Origin of the sequence: Evansella halocellulosilytica (genome assembly GCF_002335745.1) — a bacterium.
Lineage (GTDB): Bacteria > Bacillota > Bacilli > Bacillales > Salisediminibacteriaceae > Bacillus_CA > Bacillus_CA halocellulosilytica.
The window spans coordinates 2,053,125-2,076,368 of sequence record NZ_NIST01000001.1 but is presented as its reverse complement, the minus strand read 5'-3'; the positions used below and the strand labels follow the sequence as shown (position 1 = coordinate 2,076,368).

Sequence of the window (23,244 nt, the reverse complement as noted above, 5' to 3'; positions counted from 1 at the left end):
CAAGACATTGCGTCTTTCGACGAAGGTTTTTTGTAATCGAAAAAATTTTTTATGAAGTTGCCCCTTCGCAGCTATACCATTGCCTCAGAAACTTTTTTTGGATCTATGAATGGGTGTTACTATAGCACCTGTACTTCTAGCATTTAGAGGACTTGGAGCATTGCAGGCAGCATCTATTGTATCAGCATTCCCTTTCATAGTTATAGATTGTTTCAATAAGTAAAGCGCTAAGAGAAGACTTCGAAGAGCATATCGATAAAGATAAAAACAGCAAAGATGTTTTTGATTCACATTCCTCCTAACTATTTTTGAAAGAAGCTATATGTTAAAAATTGCTGCCAAAGAAATTTCATCTAATAGATTTGTACCGGAAGATGGTGAATCATCCATATTTAACAGTAATGATGGACGAACGTTAAAGGAGTTGCGGAAAAGCAACTCCTTTTTCATTCAGTATCGTAGAGAAAATTATAATTAAACAGGCTGAATTTCACTTAAACTTTCATTATTGTATGCTTCTGCTTGTATATTGTAAAGTTCTGCATATAACCCTTCTAAATTCATTAACTCTTGATGAGTACCAACTTCAACAATACTTCCATTGTCCATTACAATAATTTTATCTGCCAACTTTGCAGAAGAAATACGGTGTGAAATAAAGATTCCTATCTTTCTATCTATTAATTCTTTAAATTTTGTAAATACCTCTTTCTCTGCGTTTGGATCTAAATAAGAACTTGGTTCATCAAGAATATACATGTCTGCATCGCGAAAGAAAGACCGTGCTATCGCAATTCTTTGCCATTGTCCACCAGACAGCTGTTCACCATTATGGAACCATTTTCCTAACTGTGTATCTAACCCTTTTGGCATTGCATTTATTACGTCTGATATTCCTGCATTTTCTATAGCATTATTTAGATATAAGTTGTTTTCCTTTAAACCAATGTTTCCAAAGCCAATGTTATCCCTTACTTTCATTTCATATTGAATAAAATCTTGGAAAACAATCCCTATTTTTTTGTGGTAAGAATCAAGATCTATACTTTGTATAGACTTTTGATTAACAAGTATATCACCTTCATGATTATTATATAGCTGTGTTAAGATTTTTATTAAAGTCGTTTTACCTGAACCGTTTTTGCCAATAACCGCTACGGTTTCCCCTTTTTTTATACTTAAATTAATATTATTTAAAGCATTCTTATGAGTATTAGGATATTTAAAACTCACATTTTTTACCTCTATGCTTTCAATATTTTTAATGGCATCTTTTGATGTTCCCAACTCTTTATTTGACTTAGACTTATAATCTAAAAAATAGAATAACTGGGTGATGTATAGATTATTTTGACATAAACTAAGAATCCCTTGTACTAACCCTTTGGAATTCGTTTGAGTTAAGTTAACAGCTTGTATCATACCTACAACATTCCCGATCATAACGGCTCCCAAGAATGCTTCTCTTAATATAAAATAAACAATAAAACCTATAGCTGTAATATTTATACTTTGAAATAAAATAAAAATCCGTAGTCTTTGCCGTGCGATTTTTTTATCTTCAGAAAAAAAGCTATCTAAGATGCCTTTATACTTCTTTAAAAGATAGGGGGCAAGTCCATATAGTTTAATCTCCTTATATGTAAGGTCTCTTGTCATCAGATAGGATAAGTACCAGCTCTCTCTTTGTTTTGGTGCTCTATTAAAGTGGATTAAAAATTCTTGTTGCCCTAATTTTAGAAAAGATATAAAAGAGAGAAATGGTATTAAGATGATAAAAAAAGCGAACCACCAATTCCAAAGAATCAATATCAATGATGCAGAAATAATAGTTACTAAAGTACTGATAACATTAAGTATTTCACTAAAAATTTGAAATGGTTTATAGCTTGCTTCTCCTTTAGCTCTTTTCAAATGATCTTGAATCTCTGCATTTTCAAAGTTTTCAAGATCTAATTGAGTGGCTTTATTTGCAATATCATAATTAATATGGTTACCTAAGGCTGTATTATATACGCTCCTATAGTACGAATCCATGATTGAAAGTAAATCATTAGCAAACGTTATCACCAAAAAAAGCACGAAAGCTGTTAAAATGTATTGAAATTCCCCAGAAGAAGTCGCAATTACTACACTATTAATCAAAGTTTGAATGGCCAATATTATCGCTGCAGGGGCAAATCCTTGCAGAATATTAACAGTCAAGATCCCGATAAAATAAGTTTTATTGGTTCTCCATAATAATTTAAAAATACGTGGCCAGAATTTAAAAGTTCTAGCCACATTTTTGGGACTTAGCGAGACTAAATCTTGGTTCACTTATAATCCCCCCATATGTTTTAACGAAAGTAACGTATGCCTCGTTAAGGTTAAAATTTTAATTTCCCTATTTCGGTCAATACCTATAAAGCGATTTAAATGTAAATGAATAATACTAGCTAATATTTCTTCTGGAGTACTAGTTAAAACTTGTTTATCGTTAAATATAGATATTTTATTTGCATAGTTTAATAGTACCTCTTCTCTTCTGGAATTTATCTCCTTAATATGTTGATTGACCGACGAAAAATTCTCGATATTAGAAACTAGTAATTGCCTTTTTAATTTTCTATACTCTTCCATATACTTTTTAGGGTTAATTCTTGAATTCAGCCAATCTATTTGTTCATCTAACGTTTGATAAAAACACTTCAGATAGCTCATTACACTCGTCACTGCAAGTATATCTTTATTTATATTAACGTCGCCTGACCTTATATGTGCTAACCAATACAAAACAAACTCGGTATCAATAGCAAATAGTTCTTCACTGTAACTGATTAATTCTGTACCTCCGTACCTTTCAATTTCTCGTTCATAAGTATCTATTGTAAACTTCGAAATGATGCCTTCACTTACCATGACTTCTAGATGTTTGTTTAACTCCAGCATCCCTTCATTTAACAACTTTTTTGGAGATCCTTGGAATCTTAATCTAATATGATCCGTTTCATCAACATACCTCATAAAATAAAAAGATTCACTCCATTGATTAAATAGTGAAGATTTATTATAGAGGAAATCAACGAGCAACTCTTCTTGGCGTTCTCCGGAACCATAAAGTTTTAAATAAAGCCATTCACTACCTGGAAGGAAACGTCTATTATCATTTTGAATATTCCCAAAATTCCTTTCAAAGATATAATTAGGTAATTTTTCTACCTTTTTATTTTTATTATAGAGAGAAAACACGTATTCACCGTTAAAGCATCCTTCCTCACTTGATAAAGGAGATGAAAAAACACCTAAGGCTTCTGTTAAAAGTAAGCTCTCCCCTTCTTTTATTTTTCCGAAATCCCTTTTTAACTCATTAATATGCAAAGGATTTTCTAAATCAAGTAGTAATCTGTTATCACCGACTGTTAAATAAATATAACGAGGAACCATCCATTGCTTTTTCCATCTCTTAAAATTACGATACCACTCCCTATTTTCCGTTCTAGGTAAGCTTCCATTGTTGAGTTTCCACTGGGCTGGTGATAAAACAACTTTTCCAACCTTTACTCTAGGTATAAGAGGAAGGAAGTCTGCGCTATTCCAATTTAAAAATGACCAATTCCCCATTGTTGAATGGCTGATATCTACAAGAAAACGATAAATGGGTGGTGCGATTTTATGATTCAGCATATGATTTGTTGTTAATATCACTTCTTTATTTAGGGATTTAGATCGTATATAAAAGCGCTCCAAAGTTGAGCCAACTACTAAATCATCAATCTCAATACGACTTTTTTTATTATTGGCTGGGTTAGTACCAATAACTACCTCGTATTCTCTAAAGTTATACGTTTGAACTATATTTGCTGTACGTCCGGATGTCGGTACATAAACTAATTCAGCTATCACCTTGTCCTTTTGAATCTCTTGATGTACCTCTTTAATATTTTTAAAATATTCCTTAAACTCATTGCCTATTATGTGATAAAATCTACCGGTTGTTTTTCCAGCAATATTAGAGCCTGCACTAGCTCCAAGTACTAAATTATATTCACCATTATCAATATGTTTTTCAGATAATGCATCAATATGAAAATATATATCTAACGAATCAGGAAGGTTACGATAGTTTTTCTCATTATCTATCAATTGATCTAACTTATCTTCATCTAAACATATTTCAATATCTTTATCTCTAATAGCAGACATTGTCCATTCAGAAAATAAATTTGCTTTATGAATTTCATTAAAACTCTTTGTTGACCTATCTTCATAATCATTCGTTCTATATACTTCTGGTAGCCCTAATCCAACTTCGGGATCTAACAGTTCGGCTATCGGAACTTCTCTACTCGTTCCATAATGCTCTAAAAATTTATTTAAATAGTCGCTCATCTCTAATGAATCATCTTTATGAGACAGTAAACATAATACTTCTGCTGCTTGTCCAATCTCGTTTTTAAGTTGCTTTGATAACCTCAATTCATCTTTTTTAACGTTTAGGTCCACCTGCAAATAGTTATCTACTTTTGCCAAGTTCTTCATTTTCTGAGTAAGTGATATCAATAATTGTTGCCCTTTCCCAACCTCTAATTCATTATATTGCTTAAGCATATCTTTTATTTCCTTTAATTGTGGTATTGGATAAGTTATAGAATCGATAATCTGAAGTCTTTTTAAGATATAATCGAAAGGTGATGTTTCTGTCAATGGTGGCCTTAAATCCGTTATTAGATATTCAAAATGAATTAATTGATTTAAAAAATTCTTAATAGATTCTATTGGGACCTCATTAAAGTGACCTTTCAATTTATATAATAGGTCCTCATATAAAATGGGTTCTTCCGTTTCACGAAATACCATATTAACTACAGGGGTGAATCTAATAGAATTAGTGGTGATATTAATATCGTACTTAGAGTCCTTTACATAAGCTGTATTAAAGGGTAATTTAACTCTTGATCCATTTTCAATATATAGAGGGTTTCGTCTTAATTTTAATGAGAGTAGAAATTGATCATTTTTCTCCAAACCCGTGATTACTTTTATTAACCAATGCATATCAGGTCTAGCTATTTTCTTGTGTTCTTTTATTTTCTTTATAGATAGAGTTGAATTTTCCCCAAATTTACCAAGATTAACTCCTGATAAGACGCCATAGGGGGTACTCCGCATTGTCATCCTAATAACATATCTCACAACACTTTTAATTACTTGTTCTCTTTTTTTTTTATTTTTACTTTTAAAATTATCTAGATTGTTATAGAGAGAAGGACTGCTTAAAAAGATTGCTTCTTTAAAAAGATCATTATGTATAATAGGCTCTAAATGCCTTGCTGCTTCTTCCAACATTTCATCCCAATCATTACTCTTATATTCTGTAAGAAAAAACTTTTTATATAATTCCATAGGGAAGATTGGAGAACGAAGAAGAAAAAAATCTATTACTTCATAATTTAAATAAGGATTTTTATTAGATAAACTCATAGACTGATGATTCATCAGCTTGGCTCCTTTCATAATTATTATTTATGTCATACCACTGGAGTTCATACCCATATCCGTAATGTGTAATTATATACTCTGGATTACTAGGGTCCCCCTCTATTTTTTCTCTTAACTTCCGTATATACACATATACAGTACTTGAAGTTGAAAAGTTATCGTCTCCCCAGACATTAGCTAAAATCGACTCAGTACAACAAACAGTATTTTTGTTCTCTAATAAGTAACGTAATAATTTGTTTTCTGTTTGAGTAATATAGTAGGATTTCTTATCATTTATAATTTGATTATTTAAAAGATCGATGATGATATTTCCACCAGATAATTTAACTACCTGTTCATGTTCCTCTTTATAACCTGATAATTGGCCTATAAAACTATTTGATAGGTTTAATAATTGGTTAGTTGATTTACACAAAACTACATATACATTTTGCTGTTCAATGGCTAATAAATCCATTTGTAATAATTTTGTAGATGAAACATCAATGATAATACCAATACAATTATTCAACACTTCTTTGTTTAAGGTAGAAAAATTAGAGATCGTAATAACCTTAACTATTGGTGAAAACACTTCTATTGTCATTTTTTCAAATAACTCACTAGTTGAAACAAGGATAATACACTTCATCGTTTTCTCCTTCCTACTTCTTTTATTTATAGTAAAGGGAAAGCTTTTGTGGTGTAACGCTCAACTATTTTATTTATGTACTAAGGAATGTTTAACTTCAAAAACAAAATAGAGGGGGCACAGTGTTACTGTGCCCTAGTCTGTCTTTAGCATGTTCTACAAAATGTAAGACTTACTCTACAATTTAATGTACCAGTTAAGCATGAAGGCGTACAAATTCCACCAGTTAAAGGAGCAACGTCAGATTCACTAGATTGAATGTTCTGAACTTGTACATCTAGATCAAAATCATTTTTCTGTGCCATAATTTTCCTCCTCTCTTAAGTTATGTAATAATAATACATTTTTTCCATTTTTTAATCCTTAATATAATCTTAAAAAAAATTTAGATTTTTTTAAGGATCATTGTAAACCCTTTATGATACTTTAACTAGTACTTGAAAAAGAACTAGGGAGGACACATTTAATGAGAAATGTTCAAAATAGTCATAACACAGTTAAATCAGTTACAGAGAAAATTGCCGACGTTTTTAAAAATGATAGGTATATAAGATCCATCATATATGCTTCAGACAATAAAACGACTTTAAATGATACAAATCCTTGGCATGGTATTTCTCTATCTCATGGTTATCCAGGATCGATTATACTATTTAGCTTTATGGACAAGCTTTATCCCGATTCAGGCTGGGATCTCGAGGTTCATAACCAAGTTATCATGCTAGGTAAGAGCATTGAAAAAGAAGGTGTTGGTGACATCTCTTTGTTTAGCGGATGGACAGGAATTGCCCACTCTATAGAACTTGCATCCAGAAATGGAGAGAGATATCAAAATTTCTTATCAAATGTTGACCATCATATCATTAATGAAATAGATAAAAGAGTAGACTTAGAATGTAAGATACTAAATCAACAAAAAGGTGCTCATTCTAGTTCCTTTGATGTCATTCAAGGTATTTCCGGTATTGCAAGTTATTTACTAGGAAAAGAAAAATTTCAAAACTCTTTGATAAAATGTTTAAATTATTTATTAGTATTGACCCAACCTATAAAGATAAATAACAAATGGGTTCCAGGGTGGTACATACCAAAAGAAAACCTTTTCTTAGACAGTGACAAAGAGAACTTTCCATTTGGAAATTTTAATATCGGTCTCTCTCACGGTATTACAGGACCCTTAAGCATTTTGTCATTAGCATTAATAAACGGCATTGAGATAAAAGGGCAAAAAGAAGCAATAAATACTATAGCTGAATGGTTGTTAAAACATATGTCTAAAGATCAATATGGCATTTTTTGGCCTCATGTCGTCCCATACGAAGCCGAATTTTCAGAATACAACACTAGACGCGGAAGAGAAGTTTGGTGTTATGGAACTCCCGGTGTCTCAAGATCATTGTTCTTAGCAGGTAAAGCTTTAAGAGACGAAAAATTGCAAAAACTATCAACAGATGCATTGGAAAGCACTTTAACTAGACCTGATTATTTATGGAATATTGATTCACCAATATTATGTCATGGTTATGCGGGGTTACTTCAAATCTTACTTGCAATGTACGCAGATACCCAACGCATACCTTTTAAAATGTCAATTCATAAATTAGTTAATAAAATACTTGAATTATATAACTCAGATTTACCATTCGGGTTCCAAGATATTGAGCCCACCGAGAAAGGAACAAAAATAGTTGTAAACAAAGGTGGTCTACTTGAAGGATCTCCTGGTATTGCCCTTACTCTACTGTCGTCTTTAGACTATAAATGCTTAAAATGGGACCGTTGCTTTCTCCTTAACTAATATCTATATTTTTACGAGCAATCCCTTACTATTTCTCCATTAATATCAATCACTATTTTATGGTTAAATACATATCATCCTGAGATGATATGTATTTAACCATTCATACCTAACCATTCCGATAAAAAATTAGCTAAATTCTCTTTTTTTAAAGGATCGATTCCCTAAAAATAGAAACAAGAAAAAACTTATCGCTATTAGCAAATATAAACTGATTTCATCCACTCTTGGTGCAAAAGGTGTCCCCTGAGGCATCATCGCATAAAATGGTAAAATAAATGGGAACCACATTCCATACATCGAATGAATACCAGAAAAGATAATGTTAGGTAGTACAAAGATCAAATTGATGCTAAACGCTATACCGAAGTTTTTAAACTTTGTCGAAAACCATAATTGAATGGCTGCCAATGGAAAAATACTTATCCAACCAAATAAAGCGCTTTGAAAGACAAACGACCAACTAATAGTCCCTTCAACACCAACGATGCCCCCAGCAGTTACAGCTGTTCCAAAAAAGAAAAGTTGTATTAAAGCCAATATTGAGATCAATACGATAAATTTGGCCACGTACATTTTCGTGCGTGAATAAGGTAAAGTAAATAATTGTTTCCAACCACCTGACTTATGCTCATAAGAACAAATTAAAGCTGCAATAACACCCGAAAATAGCGGGTATAAAAACATTGCATGAAGATTTAACACATACATAAAATAATTTGACCATACAGGTTCATAATATTCTGTCAACATATCCAAATCACTGATCCCTAGTGAAATATTTACTAAAAGATCAAAAGATATTAGTACGATAATTAAAAGCCACTGTATTTTTATCAATTCAACGGAAACTAATTTTTTCAAAAAAATCCTCCTCTACCATTCTAATTTATTAAAATGTAGGGACCCTATAATCAGTAAAACAACTCCTGTCGTAATCCCCATGATTACCCATTGCAAATGATCTGCTATTAACGGGGTGGACAAAGCAGGATAACTCCATGGTAAATAATGAAAATAGGAAAAGTCAGATCTTGCTAAAAAAAGACTTGATATAGAGCCTAACACCCCAAATCCGATCGGAATAGACTGATTTTGAAAAAAGGTAGAAAGCCACGTTTGGATACTAATAAACGCAATCGAAGCAAAAAAACAATATAAAGGTTGTTTTATCACGATATCCCAAGGAATAGGTTCATTTGCAATGAACATCCAAATGATAGATGTCCCAGCAACAATTAATACAACCTCAAATAAAATTAATAAGCTAACGATGGAAAATTTACTTATGTAAATTTTTATTTTTGATATTGGAAGAGTACAAACTAGACTCCACGTTTTCGTTTCATGTTCATTAAAAGCAATAATACTCGCTAAAATGGTTGTACTTAGCATAAGTGTTAATGTAAGAAAGAAATACATTACCGAAAATGCAGAAAATAAACCTCCAGGACCACCACGGTAATTTAAAAACCATAATCCTCCTGTCATAAAAAGAAGGAAGATCGCTGCTAAAGCCGGCAATAAAATACAGAACCTTCTTATCTTCAAAAACTCCATATTAATAAGATTTATCATAGACTACTCCTTGAACCAGTCATTTCTAAGAAGATATTTTCTAGTGATTGTTTTGGACTTTTCTCTTGAAGTAATTCTAACGAACCCTGATAAATTAATTTCCCTTCACTGATAATCCCTACTTGATCTGCTATTTGTTCAATTTCATATAACAAATGGCTCGAAACTAGCACTGTCATTCCATATTTTTTAGGCATATCCTTAATTAGTTGACGCATTTCCTGAATTCCAGAAGGATCTAATCCATTCGTTGGCTCATCTAGAATAAGTAACTTAGGACGATGGAGTATTGCTATTGCAATAGCTAGTCTTTGCTTCATCCCTAATGAATATTTTTTAACAGCTTTATTGGCTGCCTCTTTTAAACGAACTAATTCCAATGCTTCATTAATATTTGATTCGGACAAGCCAAAGAGAGTAGAAAAAATCTTTAAATTTTTATAGCCAGATAAGTGACCATAATATGATGGTGATTCAACTAATGAACCTACCTGTTTAAGAATGTCAATACGATTTTTCAAAAAAGGAGATCCAAATATATTGATATCTCCATCATTAGGTTTGACTAGTCCAAGGATCATTTTAATTGTCGTCGTTTTTCCAGCACCGTTTGGCCCTAAAAAACCATATACAGAACCATAAGGTACTTTTAAATCGACCTTATCCACAGACGTTTGATTGCCATAAACTTTCGTTAAATGATTCGTTTCTAATACGTACTCATTCATTTTCTGTTCACCTTCTTACTTTTATTCTTAACATCACTATATATGAGAGAAGTAAACAGAAGGTAAACAACTTTATCCACTTTTATGAAGCTCAATAGTAACGATCGTACCTTTATTTGGATTTGTATCAATATGTAAGCTCCCTTGGTGCTTCTCGACAAGCTCTTTTACTACAACTAAACCAAGCCCTTCTTTTTCAGAAGTGTTAACTCTTTTTTTAGACTGCTGTGTGTACACATGTTGAATAATAGAAGGGTCGATTCCAGTTCCATTATCAATGACTTTAATATTCACTTGTTTTGTAATCTCTAATTTAACAACTACTTTCGTTTCAGGCGGATTATGTAAGACGGCATTCATTAAAAGGTTTTGCATAATCCGTTTTATCATTTTCTGATCAAAATAGTAGTGATAAGTAGAAGCTCTAGACTCAAAAGTAAAAGTATATTGAGATGATTTTGGGTTGTTCGCAACATCTAAAATAAGCTCTTTTAAAAAACTTACTAGGTCACTTTTAACCTTTTGTATAATATCTTGACTTTGTTTAACCTGAAACATATTCATTAATCCTTCAATATCATTCACTTTCTGCTTTAAAATATGAATGGCTTGCTTTCTTTCATGATATGTCATTTCTAAATCATCGCTAGACATAATATCAAGATAACCTTTTATATACGAAAGAGGAGTTTTAATATCATGTGATACACCAGCTATCCATTGTTCCTTTAAATTACTCGATTTTTCAATTTGATATTGATGTTGTTGAAGAGAGATCGTTAACTCATTTAAAAATAATAAAATCCCTTTAAATGGAAAGTAATAGACTTTTAAATTATTCTTCTTATTCCAAAGAAAAGAAAATTTTTCAAGATAAAAGTTTATTTCGAAATTCCCTTCCGATAAGCCTTTTAACCACTCAATAATAGCTAAGGATGGCTTACCAATAAGCCACCCCATCATATAACTGAATAACAGTAAGACAAACAGCAAAACGAAGAAGTAATAAATTTTTATATCAATATTATTTAAAAAGGGGAATATTTCCATCATCAAAATTAAGAAAACAACGATTAACACTACACTTAAACTTACTAAAAAAAACACTGATAGAATAAAAAGGAACGAAAATATAATTGAGCGATAAAAAATGTTCATTACAGCTTCGCCTCTGGTTTAACTAATTTATAGCCTAACCCTCGAACATTGATAAGAAACTGTGGTTTTTTAGGATTAGGTTCGATTTTTTTTCTTAACCTTGAAATATGTATAACGACTGTTTTTTCATCCCCATGTTGATATGGCAACCAAACCTTTTCATATAAATCACTCGCTGTAAAAATAAAGTTTATATGCTCACAAAAAAAAGTTAACAGTAGAAATTCCATAGGAGCGCACGTTACTTCCTTATTTTGGACAAATAGTTGTCCACTTCTCTTATTCAGTTTAAAATAGCCAAAATCGTATATGGACTTAGATACATTATCTATCATTTGATACCTTCTTAAATGAACTTGGATCCTAGCAACAACTTCAGTAGGGTTAAATGGTTTAGTAATATAATCATCTGCGCCAAGGTTAAACCCATTAATTTTATCTATATCCTGGTTTTTTGCAGTCAAAAATAAAATAGGAGCCGATGTAAAAGATCTAATTTCCTTACAGATCTCAAAACCGTCCCCATCAGGCAGCATAATATCTAAAACAATTAAAGATACTTCATATTTTTCAAGCAGTTTTAAAGCACCTTTCGCTGTAGTAGCTGTTAAAACATCATGGATATCAAACTTTCTTAATGTAAAGGTCAGTAAATCTAAAAGCCCTTGTTCATCGTCCACTAACAAAATGGTTGATTTACCCAACCACCTCACCCCCAAGGTTATATTTATGAATAATAGTAAAGGCACAGATATAAAAGATGTATCATTGCTTGTCGGACAACGACGGTACATGCTTATCCTTCAATTACTTTATTTTTTGAAAGGCTAACAATTGAACAATCAGCTTGAACAATGAACATCAATTAAAAAATGTATCACTATCGATAGTAACACATTTTTTTCCAAACAGACCAATTTTTATGATTGTTATGAAAACGCGTTTACTCATGTATCTCAACATTTTTCAGACGATACATATGATTGACCCCCACCATGATCATGACGTTCAATCAAACTACATAGTAGATATTGGTTACATAATTTGCCCCTATCTCCAACACCATATGAAAAAACGTTTAGCCTTTCGGATTAGGTCATTTTATAGAAAATTGGAGGATTTTTCGTGGCAACATTCACTCGAATCGCAATGCTCGTTATATCATGGATATCGATTATTTATTTACCGAAAAACTCGTTTAAAAAGTATTTACCTGTTGCAAATTTTGCAGCAAGCTTAATATTAATCACTAGCTTAATTTCAGTCCCTTTAAAATTGTGGGTAGTCGAAAACGGTGGAATGAAGGAGAAGCTTTCAACTGATTTAAGCATCATTTTAGGACCGTTCTTTATCGGTACTTTATGGATATTCCACTTCACGTTTGGTAAATTTCGATTGTATGTATTGTTAAATGTAGTAATGAACTTTCTACTTGCCTATCCGATATGTACGATCCTTCAAAAGTTAAAGCTTTTTAAATTGATTAACTTTAGACCGATTTACATTTTTATAACCTATCTTATCTATTCAATCTTTCTATACGGATACCAATTATTTTTAGAGAAGCCTAAGAGGGATGGAATTTGACTAACATCTTCAACAATTTTAAGCGAATATGACTTACTTTTTTAAAATATTGGGTGACTGGACTTTTATTAAGGGGGATCATTTATATATGATGGTAGCATAATACCCTTTTGTTAAGTTTGAAGCCAAATAACATTAAACTTATGTTTTTCTGTAAAACAAGTTTTTAAAAGGGACTAATCCAATTGTACTTAGTGATACTCCCATCAAGCTTTGGTCATATAAAGCTTTTTGGAAAGTCCAATACAAAGGTATCGAAATACACTCTTCGTTTAATAACCTATCCACTTTTTTTAACATTTCTATTCTATTTTGCATTTTTTCTTGCTGGAAAGTGTTATTCAGTGCTCTTTGTATGATTGATTTGTTTTCTGAATCAATAAGGTTATCTATGATTCCAGTTTGAGACTCAACTAAGTTATATAGTGAAGCTTCTTCTGCTTCTTCGGTGACATACTCTGAAAGAACCAAATCAGCATCATTTATTTGATCTATAAAGGACAAAAACGGCAAAGGTTTAATTTCAATTGTAATTCCGTGTTTTTTACATTCCTGCTGTATCCATTTTGCATCCTCTATATGTGGTTGAAGATCATATGTCATTAAGGTTAGTGGTTCGTTAAAGTTTCCAGTAGATACTTTCTCATTATACATACCACACTTAGAAAAAGAACATTGTTTAATAAATGAACTTGCAGGTTCGTATCTAGGATGCCCTAGATCATTTACCATCCTTTCTTTATTAATGATTGTTGCTATTATTTTTCTTAAATCCTTCTTTGTTCGTATTTTTTTGTTTTTTCATATTCCACATCAAATACTTAACAGATAATCTTTTTCTTTCTATATATTGAAGGTGAGGATCATTATTTTTCTTAATCGTAAATGGAATATAAAAAATCAGTTCCTGATCAGTATCATTTATATTCAAATACTTTTCGATAGATGGGAGTATGTATATTGCGATCTCTTCAATATGAGCACGTTCTTGAAAATATCCATCATGAATCCAAAGCTTTAAAAAATTCATACTATGTTCCTGAATCTTATAAGGACCAGTCCCAATAGGATGCTTTGCAAACTCTTCCATAGACTTATTAGCATAATTACAAGGTATAATTGAACATTTAGGTGACGTAATAAGATGGACCCAATGAAATGAAGGCTTAGTAAATGTAAATTGAATGACGTATTTCCCAATACATGTAATCGTTGCTAAGTTTTGAACTATCCATTTAGATGGGGTGTGCTTCAACCTTTCAAATGTAAATTTGACATCCTCGGCTATCAACGTTCTTGAATTATGAAACGTCACTCCTTTTCTCAGATAAAATGTGAATGTTTTTCCATCATGATCCATCTCCCAGTAATGAGCAAGACTTGACTCTACTTCGCTTTTTTCTTCGTTATATGTTACTAACGTATTAAATATTTGTTTCACGATATGTCTTTCTGTTTGCCTTTCGATTTGTGCAGGGTCCATAGAGTAGAGAGAGCGATAATAGGGTATTTTTAAGGATTCATTCTCGTCTTGTCCATTATAAAACGACTTATCTTTCGTACTAAAAAGCTTATTAAGCAACATACTTACGAGTAAATTATTTTTGTTTATCAAATGATTATTCTCTAATATTGATATCAAACGCTCAATATCTTCCGTTTTCGGATTTATTTCCTCATAGAGCTCAAACATTTCCTCAAGCTTCTTAAAAAAAGTAATTTTAGTCTTATTTCCTCTGCCCCTTCCACGAATAACCTTTATCCAATGGTTTTCTTCCATTTTACTTAGGACATGATTAACATTTCGTTCTGAACATTCTAGCTCATTGCTAATAGTTTGCCTTGATAGGATGGTTGGATAGTCTGTTTTGATTGCAGCATAAGTAATAAAAAGTCTAATGTAATATTCAATTAACCTCATGATGGCCCCCATTCAAAAAAGGTGTAATAACTAATACTAATTTACACTTTTTATTCTCCTTTTAACAACTATAATCAATCATGTAACTACAAAACTAAAAGCTGAAATAAATGATGATCGGACGTGATCATAATGAGTGATATACAAAAAGGACATTTTTTTAATATGCTATCTGTTTTCATGTTAGCGATAGGTCCGTTATTATCGAAGTTTGGACTGCTGCAAATTTCCCCTGCAAAAGCTGCACTTATCAATGTGCTAACAATCATAACAGCCTGTTTTTTATTAGGTTTATTTACGAAAAATTATGTAAAACTATATTTAGAGAAAAATATTATCCTATTAGCTGTTTTTAATTCCCTTGGTATCATTTTCCTATTTTTAAGTATTGATTTGCTATCACCAGTGGAAATCGGTTTTATAGGAAGGTTCTATACTGTATTTGCTGTCATTTTATCTGTGATCATTCTCAAAGAAAAGTTAACTAGAAAAGAAACTTCCTTTATCACTTTAGCCATTCTCGGAGCATTTCTATTTGTTGAAACAGGTGATGATTACACGAATAATTTATGGGGGAGTTTTTTCGCTCTTTTATATACATTCTTTTTTGCTTTAACAAACATTTTTATAAAAAAATCAATGTCAAACCAAAAGAGTTCAAACTCCATCATGTTTACAAATAATTGTATTTCATTACTATTTGTCATGATTTACTCATTATTAATCGGCGAACTTTTTGATGGGAATTATTCATTTGAAGGAATTGGATACTTAGTAGTTTCAACACTTTTAGGAGGATTTCTTGGAACACTATTGTTATATGAGGCATTAAAATATTTAAGATTTTCTATTGCAAATGCAACGAGAGCTTTTAGCCCATTATTGCTAGCAATTGTTTCTTTTCCATTTTTCCCAATAGAGATAACAATTAAGAATACTTTAGGGGCAATAATAATGATAACTTCAATACTCCTGCTATCAATGGGGGACAAGAAGAAAAAGACCAATAGTGAGTATTCAGAAAGGAGGATAAAAAAAGACACAAGCTTCACATTATGAGCTTCCACACGGATTTGGTAACTTTGGCGTTCACGTAGGACGAGGGGGGTTTTAGCCGAAGATCTGGTCTTACGAGTCATCTCGACGGACAGGACATCCTAATGCCGGACATTCCACAGGACATGACGTTTTGCCCGGTTGACGGATACACGACAAAGCTTTGCTTGTAGAGGAGGGGACAAAGCTTTGTCTAGGCGACGATGCTTTGAGTCATAGAGCGTATGGTGTTCATACGTGAGTAACGGAGAAACGAGTCAACGCAGAGATACGAAAGCTATATTTCTCGGACTTTTTCAACATCCTCTAATATAAACAAGGTCAGTATACACAAGTCGATTTAAAACACATTTAATCAAGCCTAAAATGGCAATCAATCATTTACGATCGCTCATCTATGATCCCGTAATAAACTAAATCTTCATAGCGGTTTTCTTTTCTCACGTGGTCAAGGAATACTCCTTCTTTTTTCATGCCTAATTTTTGCAGCACACGTCCTGATGCTGGATTGGAATGAAAGTAACGAGCAAATACTTTATGGTAGTTCTTTTCATCAAATGCAAATTGTATAATAGCTTGCGCTGCCTCAGTAGCATATCCATTTCCCCAAAATTGTTCACCAATCCAATAAGCAATTTCGCCATTTTGAAACGTTTCGTTGTTAGATAGCGCTATCGCTCCAAATAATTCTCCACTTTCCTTATCTGTTATCGCAAACTCATACGATTTATCAGCGTTAAAATGATCAGAATGATGTACAATCCACGATAGTGCATCCTCGATCGAGTATGGATAAGGTAGGTACAACGTATGTTTATAAATATTGTAGTTATTACAAAGTTTCGTTACAGCTGCTGCATCTGATTTTTGAAAAAGCCTTAGAACTAGCCTATTTGTCGTAATCGTTTTATTTTGTTTGTCATACTTCATGACATATCCTCCCCTACATCATTTGAGATAGAATCGCTCAAAAAGACGAATCAACGTTATGTTATTTTAATTTAGCAAACGGTACTTACTTTATCATGATGATGGACAAAACTCATGAACGATCTCCAAAAGCCGCTTAGAGCTTTCTGATGAGACATTTTCAGATAATCTAGCTCCCGCAATAATTGGCGCCCATTGAAACACTTCCTCTTTCGACAAACCGCTATGATCACAATACTGGCGCAAATACATATGAGCTAACTCTACTGAAAACTGTGAATACAATAAATACGTGCGGTATACATCTGCACGTATATCTCCAGCACTGCAATCTACCCAATCAATGATGGTCACTTTTTCTTTGTCTTCTGACATAATCAAATTAAACAAATGATAATCTCCATGACAGAGCCTCTCTTCAAACGTCATCGATTCCATTTTTTGAAGTAAAGCGATTCTCTGTTTTTTATCCAAATGATGAGCTGATTCAATTTGACGGGTTAACTTTTCTGTCATTGTTTCAAGAGATCGCGGAACAATCCTATGAATTTCTTGTTGAATATCAATAGAAATCTTCATATAGTCTTCTTTTTTTTCTTTGTTTTCTAATACAATATCCCCTATTGTTCTTCCCTCGACCAATTCCATTATAATTGCTTGTCTACCATTAATTTGCGTGACATCGAAAACCTTTGGTACTGGAAGGCCACATGAAGAGGCAAGTTTTTGTTTATGTGCTTCTCTAGTTGCTTCATTATCTGGTAAAAAATCGTTGAAGATCTTGACGGCTTTGTTTTCGTATCGATAGATTTTGGCCGTGTTTCCGGTAGCTATAGGTTCGCCTAAATTCATGTTTCTCTCTCCTTAAGTATATGTTTAACTCTACATTATAAAATTTAAACGTTTACACTTATTATGAATCTCAAATTATCATTTCTCCACCCCTCTATAGTTTAACACTATTTTCCAATTTAAGATTAATATTTAAACAAAACTTATTACTAACTCTTAAAGTAAAAGAGTGCCAGGCACCTAGGAAATGGTGTCAAGGCGTCTAGCACTCTTTCAAATCATTTGTTATTTATTGAGATTCTTGTCACTTCAGGAGTTATTTTTCACCTATTTTAAGCGCTATTTTGCACTATAAATAAATATAAAAAGTCCAATTTCTCAACATTAAAATTAAGAAAGTGGACTTTTATCATTTCTCCGGAATTATTAAGATAAGCACACGATGATTCAATAAAGTCTTTTTAAATATCGCTAAAAGTGTGACCTTCATTCTCTAATACGACTTTTGCCTTTTCAATTGAATAGCTTTTAATAAGGAGGTAATCCGTATTAAAAGTTGAAATAGCAAAGATACTGATTTTATTTTCGGCTAATGGATTTGCTAATGAGGCTAATATTCCAGTTAAGCTAAAGTCTAAAACTCCCTCTACTTTAATACATTTCCAATCATTTTCAACATCCTTAAATACTTCGTTCATCGATAAACAGTCGGAAGGACACACAATAGACAGTTCTTCATCTGTTCGGGTAATAGAAAATACATCGGAGTTCATTGCCCACAATGGTATTGTTTCAGTAGGTGAAAATTTCACAACGGAAAAAACTGAATCTAAAATTTTTAATTTCATTTTTCCAACACTCCTTTTAGAAAATTTTATACCATTCATTCTTTCAAATCCTTGTTAAACAAACCTATCATGCTTAGTGCAACTCTTCAAAATCTCTCTATAAACTTTAGCATAAATATTCTGTTAATAACCGGGTAAATCTTGTAAAAATAATTGATAAATGGTTAAACAGAATCTATCTATATTCCCTCGCCCTCTTGGAACACCGATTGCAGAAAAGACGAGTTTTGGAACAAATGAGGTTACCTTTTTGGAGAGAATATTACACTTGGAATTACCTCTCCTTTGACAAAAAAAGACTATACAACTATAATACATTTAAATCGTAATCATTACGATTTGTGGAGGAACAATAATCACATAAAATCACTTGAAAAGAGGAATTTATTCATGAAGCAATTTGACATCATCATTGTTGGGGCCGGTCCAGCTGGTGTCGGTATGGGAGCCATTCTCAAACAATTAGGTGTAAACAATTTTACCATTCTTGAGAAAAATGAAGTTGGAAGCACTTTTAAACGATGGCCAGCCGAAACAAGACTGCTAACCCCTTCTTTTCCCGGTCATGGCTTTGGCCAGCTTGACTTAAATGCTATTGTCCCTTCAACATCACCAGGATACGCTTACGCCTCCGAACACTTAACCGGAAAAGAATATGCTGATTACTTGCAGCGAATTTCTGACCACTTTAAACTGCCGGTACAAACAGGAGTCGAAGTAAATGAAGTTGAAAAAGAAGAACATCAATTTTCAATTTCGACAAATAAAGGTACCTTCGAAAGTAAATACGTCATTTGGGCAGCTGGAGAATTCCAGTATCCTAACCTTCATCCTTTCGAAGGAAGTGAATATTGTATTCATACAAGCCAAGTCGATGCGTGGTCCAATTTCCCCGCTCCACAACATTATTACATTATTGGAGGATACGAAAGCGGTATTGATGCGGCCTACCATCTTATTTACAACGGTAATCATACTACCGTTTTAGCAAAGGGTGCTCCATGGTCAAATGATGATCCAGATCCAAGCGTTTCCCTTTCACCGTTTACAAGTGACCGCTTATGCTCAATTGAAGAAAGAAGCGAGCTCACCTTAGCTGAAAATCATGAGGTTGTGAAGATCATACGGGAAGACAATCAGTTCTACATTCAATTAAAAACGGGTGAAGTCCTGACCTCTTCTACTAAACCGATTATGGCTACGGGATATAAGAGCAGCTTAACGTTAATTTTCGAGCATTTCTATTGGGATGATAATGGAGACATTGAACTGACCGATATTGATGAATCGACGATTTCTGATGGTTTGTTTTTAGTTGGTCCTCAAGTAAAGCACAAAGATGTTATCTTCTGCTTTATTTATAAATACCGTCAAAGGTTCGCTGTCATTGCAAATGAAATCTGTAATCGTTTAGGACTTAACGTCGACGAAAGTGTGCTAGAATTTTACCGCCAATCACACATGTATTTAAATGATTTATCATGCTGTGACAATAGTTGCATTTGTTAGGAGTAATTTCATGAGCAAACATACTTCGATTGCAAATTGTCGGGAACTTCCACTTTTTCCGCCACCGGTCAAGCTAGTAGCAGCGATTATTATCATTCTCCTTATTTATGGACTTCCCGTGTTTATCGCCTATCAAGTATCTCTGGCGTTGGACCCGATCGCAGATGCGGTATTCATCTCCCCAATTTCAACTGCACTGGCTCCGTCACCACCTTTTCTATACTCTTTGTTTCTTGGAGATTACGGCTTGATCTCATTAGGGACATTTTCGTTTATATGGGCTTTTCCTGTCGTCGTCTTTGTTGGGTTAAGCATTGCACTCTCCGAACAATCAGGTATTCAGAAAAGATTGATCTTTACGATTGAACCTCTTCTGAGAAAAATTGGTCTTTCAGGTGCAGATTTCGTCCCGGTTTTAACAGGATATGGTTGCAATGTTGTTGCAGTGCTGCAATCAAAAGCATGTCAATCTTGTACACGAAAGCAATGTGTATCAATGGTATCATTTGGTTCAGCCTGCAGCTATCAAATTGGGGCAACGTTATCAATCTTTAATGCTGCAAATGCGCCTTGGCTGTTTATTCCATATATCAGCTTGCTCTTTGTTGCTGGTGCCATCCATACAAGAGTTTGGTACAACGAAGCTCCAACAATACCAATGATATTCACCAATCCAGGAAAAATCCGAAAACCATCATTGACGCATGTAAAAAATCAATTGTTTGGAATGCTCAGTCAATTTTTTAAGCAGGCGATGCCAATCTTTTTATTCATTTGTTTCATTGCATTTTTATTGGATGAATGGAAAATCATTTATCTGATCACTCAAATATTTAAACCTTTAATCTCCATACTGTCATTACCCGAAGAGGCTGGGCTTGGTGTCTTTTTTTCCATACTAAGAAAGGATGGTATTCTTTTATTTAATGAAGGCAGCGGCGCTTTACTCGCAACATTCACGCTAACAGAGATATTCGTCCTCATATTCCTCGCTTCTACGTTGTCCGGATGTCTTGTTACGATTTGGACGATAGCAAGGGAGTTTAGCATAAAGCAGGCATTTGCTCATACAGCAAAACAAGCAGCAACATCAATCCTGTTTACTGCCGTTTTGTTACTTTCACTCAAGGGATTTTTGCATTTGCTAGGCTGATAGATCAAATTTATGAATAATCTATCAAGCATCCAATTATTGAAAAATGATGATACTGAAATATTCCTGATTAATAGAGACGTCAAAAAGGGAAGAAACAAAGGTGCTAACCAGCGCACCTTTTTTCATTTTAGGCTGGCCTATTCCATTCCGTATATCTAGCTTTTTTGTTTAATGTTGTCCATTCTTTATGTATATTTTTTAAAATGCACGGTCAGTGATTACCATGGCTTTATGCTAAAAACTGAGCATTCCCTCTTTTTTTGGTCTTATTTTTCACTTATCTTTGAACTTTCAGCCTTTTTATCGTAACTTCGTCTCGTTCGCTGAACTTAACCCAATATTTGCTGAATGTTATCTCTAGATTGCATAGCATTGTTTAAACTTTTCTTAGAACCATTCCGAGGCCAAATTTTAACCAATAATGACGAATTCGTTTGTACTTTTGTGCTAGCCCCTTGAAATTTACTTGTTATACTAAACGTGTACGATATCGCTAACTACGGTGCCGGCACTTTGGAGAGGTTTAAACCATTACTTACCATGCTTAAAAAATAATCTTTATTTCCCGGATGACAGGCAATTAGATAAGGTTCGTTGTTCATACCAGTAAAGTCATTTCCGTGAAAGTCTATGACAACTCCTCCGGCTTCTTTCACCATGAGGATTCCAGAATATAAGTCATCACCTTCTGAGTTATAAAGTATAATTCCATCAATATTACCTTTGGCAAGCATACACCATTGTAAAGTTGGGGCCCAAAGTCTTATCATCCTCTTACAATTTAAATCAATGTACTGCCTAAGTCTTACAGCGTTCTCTTCATTTTGAACTTTATGGCCTTGTATCCAGGCAATATTAAACCTTTTAGGGTTATCCTTCTTTTTAATATTTATGACTCTATCATTACAAAATGTTCCCCCATGTAAACTAGATAAAAATAAACGATTAACCATAGGTTCATATATCACGCCAAGAACGGGCTCATGTTTATACAAAAGTGTAATAGAAGAGGAAAACACTGGGAGCCCAATGGCAAAATTATTCGTTCCATCTAATGGGTCTACTTGCCATAGCCAGTCACTTTGCAATCCATTATCACCAGCTTCTTCACTATGTATTTTATGCTCAGGAAATTCTCTAGTTAACTGTTTCAAGATTACATCTTCAGCTAAATGATCGACTTCAGTAATGACATCTCCATAATCACCTTTCTCTTCCAAACTAGTAAAGTTATCAAACCTTTCTTTTGCTATATTCCCCGCTTCTATAATGACATTACATGCTACTGTCTTAGCTTTATTTAATATTTCTTCCATAAATACCTCCATGTCTTCTTTTTTTTAAAAGTCTATTTTCAGCACTACTGCTTCCCAAAATGCTATTTAGCTACGATTTCTGCAAAAGCTCGAACAGGGAACGTTCCAAATCCTTTAATTTTCGGGGGAACAGCATAAAATAAGAAGTCTTTATTTGAGAGTTCCTTTAAATGACACATATGTTCAACAATTAATATTTCTTGTCCTAATAATATTGTGTGCGCGGGACGAGCTTTCCCCGACGTGTCATCGATATTTACAGAATCAATCCCAACTAATGCAGCTTTACGATTGACTAAATACCTTGCTGCTCTCTCAGTTATATAAGGATGATTTTCAAAATACTGATCTGTATTCCAATGTTTGTCCCAGCCTGTATGAATTAAAACCGCTTTTCCTTCAACCTCAAGGTTATGAAATAAATGTTCATCAATTTCTTTCGTGCTTTCATCGACATGAACGATGACTCCTTCTAATCCAGCCATCTTATCAATTGTCGTTTCTGTAAGGTCTTTTCCATTAGGATATCTATGAAATGGAACATCTACATAAGTTCCCGTATTAGAGACCATTTCTATTTTTCCAATCTGAAATTCCGTGCCTTCCTCATAGATTTTTCGAGATTCCTCTCGACTTAAATAATCACAGATTATTGGTGCTGGAAATCCTTTGTAAGTGATTGTCCCTTCATCTATCGTATGGCTTAAATCAACAAAAGCTTTATTTTTCATATGACAATTTCACTCTCCCTT

General features: G+C 33.2%; 20 protein-coding genes and 1 pseudogene. 5 read left to right on the top strand and 16 right to left on the bottom strand.

The features are described 5' to 3' along the window. Positions 1 to 474: 474 nt before the first annotated feature. The 4 genes and pseudogenes from CD001_RS09885 to CD001_RS09870 form a co-directional block, all read right to left on the bottom strand. Positions 475 to 2,319 carry an ABC transporter ATP-binding protein gene (locus CD001_RS09885; protein ID WP_096187404.1) on the bottom strand — a complete coding sequence of 615 codons (1,845 nt, stop codon included), beginning with the start codon at positions 2,317 to 2,319 and terminating at the stop codon, positions 475 to 477. Continuing rightward, a complete protein-coding gene (locus CD001_RS09880; RefSeq protein ID WP_179298689.1) occupies positions 2,320 to 5,478 on the bottom strand; it encodes a lantibiotic dehydratase in 3,159 nt (1,052 codons plus the stop codon). 40 nt (positions 5,479 to 5,518) lie between these two features. Continuing rightward, positions 5,519 to 5,731 (bottom strand): annotated as a pseudogene (locus tag CD001_RS27290) (winged helix-turn-helix domain-containing protein); the annotation flags it as partial. A 530-nt stretch (positions 5,732 to 6,261) separates the two neighbouring features. Further along, positions 6,262 to 6,420 carry a gallidermin family lantibiotic gene (locus CD001_RS09870; RefSeq protein WP_096187401.1) on the bottom strand — a complete coding sequence of 53 codons (159 nt, stop codon included), beginning with the start codon at positions 6,418 to 6,420 and terminating at the stop codon, positions 6,262 to 6,264. Positions 6,421 to 6,581: 161 nt separating this feature from the next. On the opposite strand from CD001_RS09870, the gene CD001_RS09865 reads away from it, so the two are divergent. After that, complete coding sequence (locus tag CD001_RS09865; protein WP_096187399.1) at positions 6,582 to 7,913, top strand: lanthionine synthetase C family protein; 1,332 nt, start codon at positions 6,582 to 6,584, stop codon at positions 7,911 to 7,913. A gap of 129 nt (positions 7,914 to 8,042) precedes the next feature. Here the strand turns inward: CD001_RS09865 and CD001_RS09860 are convergent, their stop codons facing one another. From CD001_RS09860 to CD001_RS09840, 5 genes are all read right to left on the bottom strand, one after another. Beyond that, the gene (locus CD001_RS09860; RefSeq protein WP_179298688.1) at positions 8,043 to 8,777 is read right to left on the bottom strand and encodes an ABC transporter permease; all 735 of its coding nucleotides are present in this window, start codon (positions 8,775 to 8,777) and stop codon (positions 8,043 to 8,045) included. Positions 8,778 to 8,789: 12 nt separating this feature from the next. Next, entirely contained in the window at positions 8,790 to 9,491 is a 702-nt protein-coding gene (locus tag CD001_RS09855) for an ABC transporter permease (protein ID WP_096187395.1), read from the bottom strand. Beyond that, entirely contained in the window at positions 9,488 to 10,219 is a 732-nt protein-coding gene (locus tag CD001_RS09850; RefSeq protein ID WP_096187393.1) for an ABC transporter ATP-binding protein, read from the bottom strand. The genes CD001_RS09855 and CD001_RS09850 overlap by 4 nt, the downstream gene beginning before the upstream one ends. A 72-nt stretch (positions 10,220 to 10,291) precedes the next feature. Continuing rightward, positions 10,292 to 11,377 (bottom strand): sensor histidine kinase, encoded by a 1,086-nt coding sequence (locus CD001_RS09845; protein WP_096187391.1) that lies wholly within the window; start codon positions 11,375 to 11,377, stop codon positions 10,292 to 10,294. Beyond that, entirely contained in the window at positions 11,377 to 12,081 is a 705-nt protein-coding gene (locus CD001_RS09840; protein WP_096187389.1) for a response regulator transcription factor, read from the bottom strand. The genes CD001_RS09845 and CD001_RS09840 overlap by 1 nt, the downstream gene beginning before the upstream one ends. Before the next feature lie 421 nt (positions 12,082 to 12,502). Here CD001_RS09840 and CD001_RS09835 point away from each other — a divergent pair, with 421 nt between their 5' ends. Further along, positions 12,503 to 12,964, top strand: a complete 462-nt coding sequence (locus CD001_RS09835) for a hypothetical protein (protein WP_257009770.1) — start codon at positions 12,503 to 12,505, stop codon at positions 12,962 to 12,964. Positions 12,965 to 13,105: 141 nt separating this feature from the next. On the opposite strand, the gene CD001_RS09830 is transcribed toward CD001_RS09835, so the two are convergent. Both CD001_RS09830 and CD001_RS09825 read right to left on the bottom strand, forming a co-directional pair. Beyond that, positions 13,106 to 13,696: a periplasmic substrate-binding domain-containing protein gene (locus CD001_RS09830; RefSeq protein ID WP_142303570.1), complete on the bottom strand. Its 591-nt coding sequence runs from the start codon at positions 13,694 to 13,696 to the stop codon at positions 13,106 to 13,108. Between the two features lie 10 nt (positions 13,697 to 13,706). After that, positions 13,707 to 14,885, bottom strand: coding sequence for an ABC transporter substrate-binding protein (locus tag CD001_RS09825; RefSeq protein ID WP_179298687.1), 1,179 nt, complete (start codon positions 14,883 to 14,885; stop codon positions 13,707 to 13,709). A 132-nt stretch (positions 14,886 to 15,017) separates the two neighbouring features. On the opposite strand from CD001_RS09825, the gene CD001_RS09820 reads away from it, so the two are divergent. Further along, positions 15,018 to 15,944: a DMT family transporter gene (locus CD001_RS09820; protein WP_096187383.1), complete on the top strand. Its 927-nt coding sequence runs from the start codon at positions 15,018 to 15,020 to the stop codon at positions 15,942 to 15,944. Positions 15,945 to 16,322: 378 nt separating this feature from the next. Here CD001_RS09820 and CD001_RS09815 read toward each other — a convergent pair whose 3' ends face one another. From CD001_RS09815 to CD001_RS09805, 3 genes are all read right to left on the bottom strand, one after another. Beyond that, positions 16,323 to 16,871: a GNAT family N-acetyltransferase gene (locus CD001_RS09815; protein WP_096187381.1), complete on the bottom strand. Its 549-nt coding sequence runs from the start codon at positions 16,869 to 16,871 to the stop codon at positions 16,323 to 16,325. Positions 16,872 to 16,964: 93 nt separating this feature from the next. Continuing rightward, positions 16,965 to 17,723 carry a phosphotransferase family protein gene (locus CD001_RS09810; RefSeq protein WP_096187379.1) on the bottom strand — a complete coding sequence of 253 codons (759 nt, stop codon included), beginning with the start codon at positions 17,721 to 17,723 and terminating at the stop codon, positions 16,965 to 16,967. Positions 17,724 to 18,124: 401 nt separating this feature from the next. Beyond that, complete coding sequence (locus CD001_RS09805; RefSeq protein WP_096187377.1) at positions 18,125 to 18,511, bottom strand: ACT domain-containing protein; 387 nt, start codon at positions 18,509 to 18,511, stop codon at positions 18,125 to 18,127. Positions 18,512 to 18,901: 390 nt separating this feature from the next. On the opposite strand from CD001_RS09805, the gene CD001_RS09795 reads away from it, so the two are divergent. Both CD001_RS09795 and CD001_RS09790 read left to right on the top strand, forming a co-directional pair. Beyond that, complete coding sequence (locus CD001_RS09795; RefSeq protein WP_096187374.1) at positions 18,902 to 20,020, top strand: NAD(P)/FAD-dependent oxidoreductase; 1,119 nt, start codon at positions 18,902 to 18,904, stop codon at positions 20,018 to 20,020. Positions 20,021 to 20,030: 10 nt separating this feature from the next. Continuing rightward, positions 20,031 to 21,173 (top strand): nucleoside recognition domain-containing protein, encoded by a 1,143-nt coding sequence (locus CD001_RS09790; RefSeq protein WP_257009769.1) that lies wholly within the window; start codon positions 20,031 to 20,033, stop codon positions 21,171 to 21,173. A gap of 500 nt (positions 21,174 to 21,673) precedes the next feature. Here the strand turns inward: CD001_RS09790 and CD001_RS09785 are convergent, their stop codons facing one another. Then, positions 21,674 to 22,492, bottom strand: coding sequence for an inositol monophosphatase family protein (locus CD001_RS09785; protein ID WP_096187372.1), 819 nt, complete (start codon positions 22,490 to 22,492; stop codon positions 21,674 to 21,676). A gap of 62 nt (positions 22,493 to 22,554) precedes the next feature. Continuing rightward, a complete protein-coding gene (locus CD001_RS09780; protein WP_096187370.1) occupies positions 22,555 to 23,223 on the bottom strand; it encodes a cyclase family protein in 669 nt (222 codons plus the stop codon). Positions 23,224 to 23,244 lie beyond the last annotated feature (21 nt).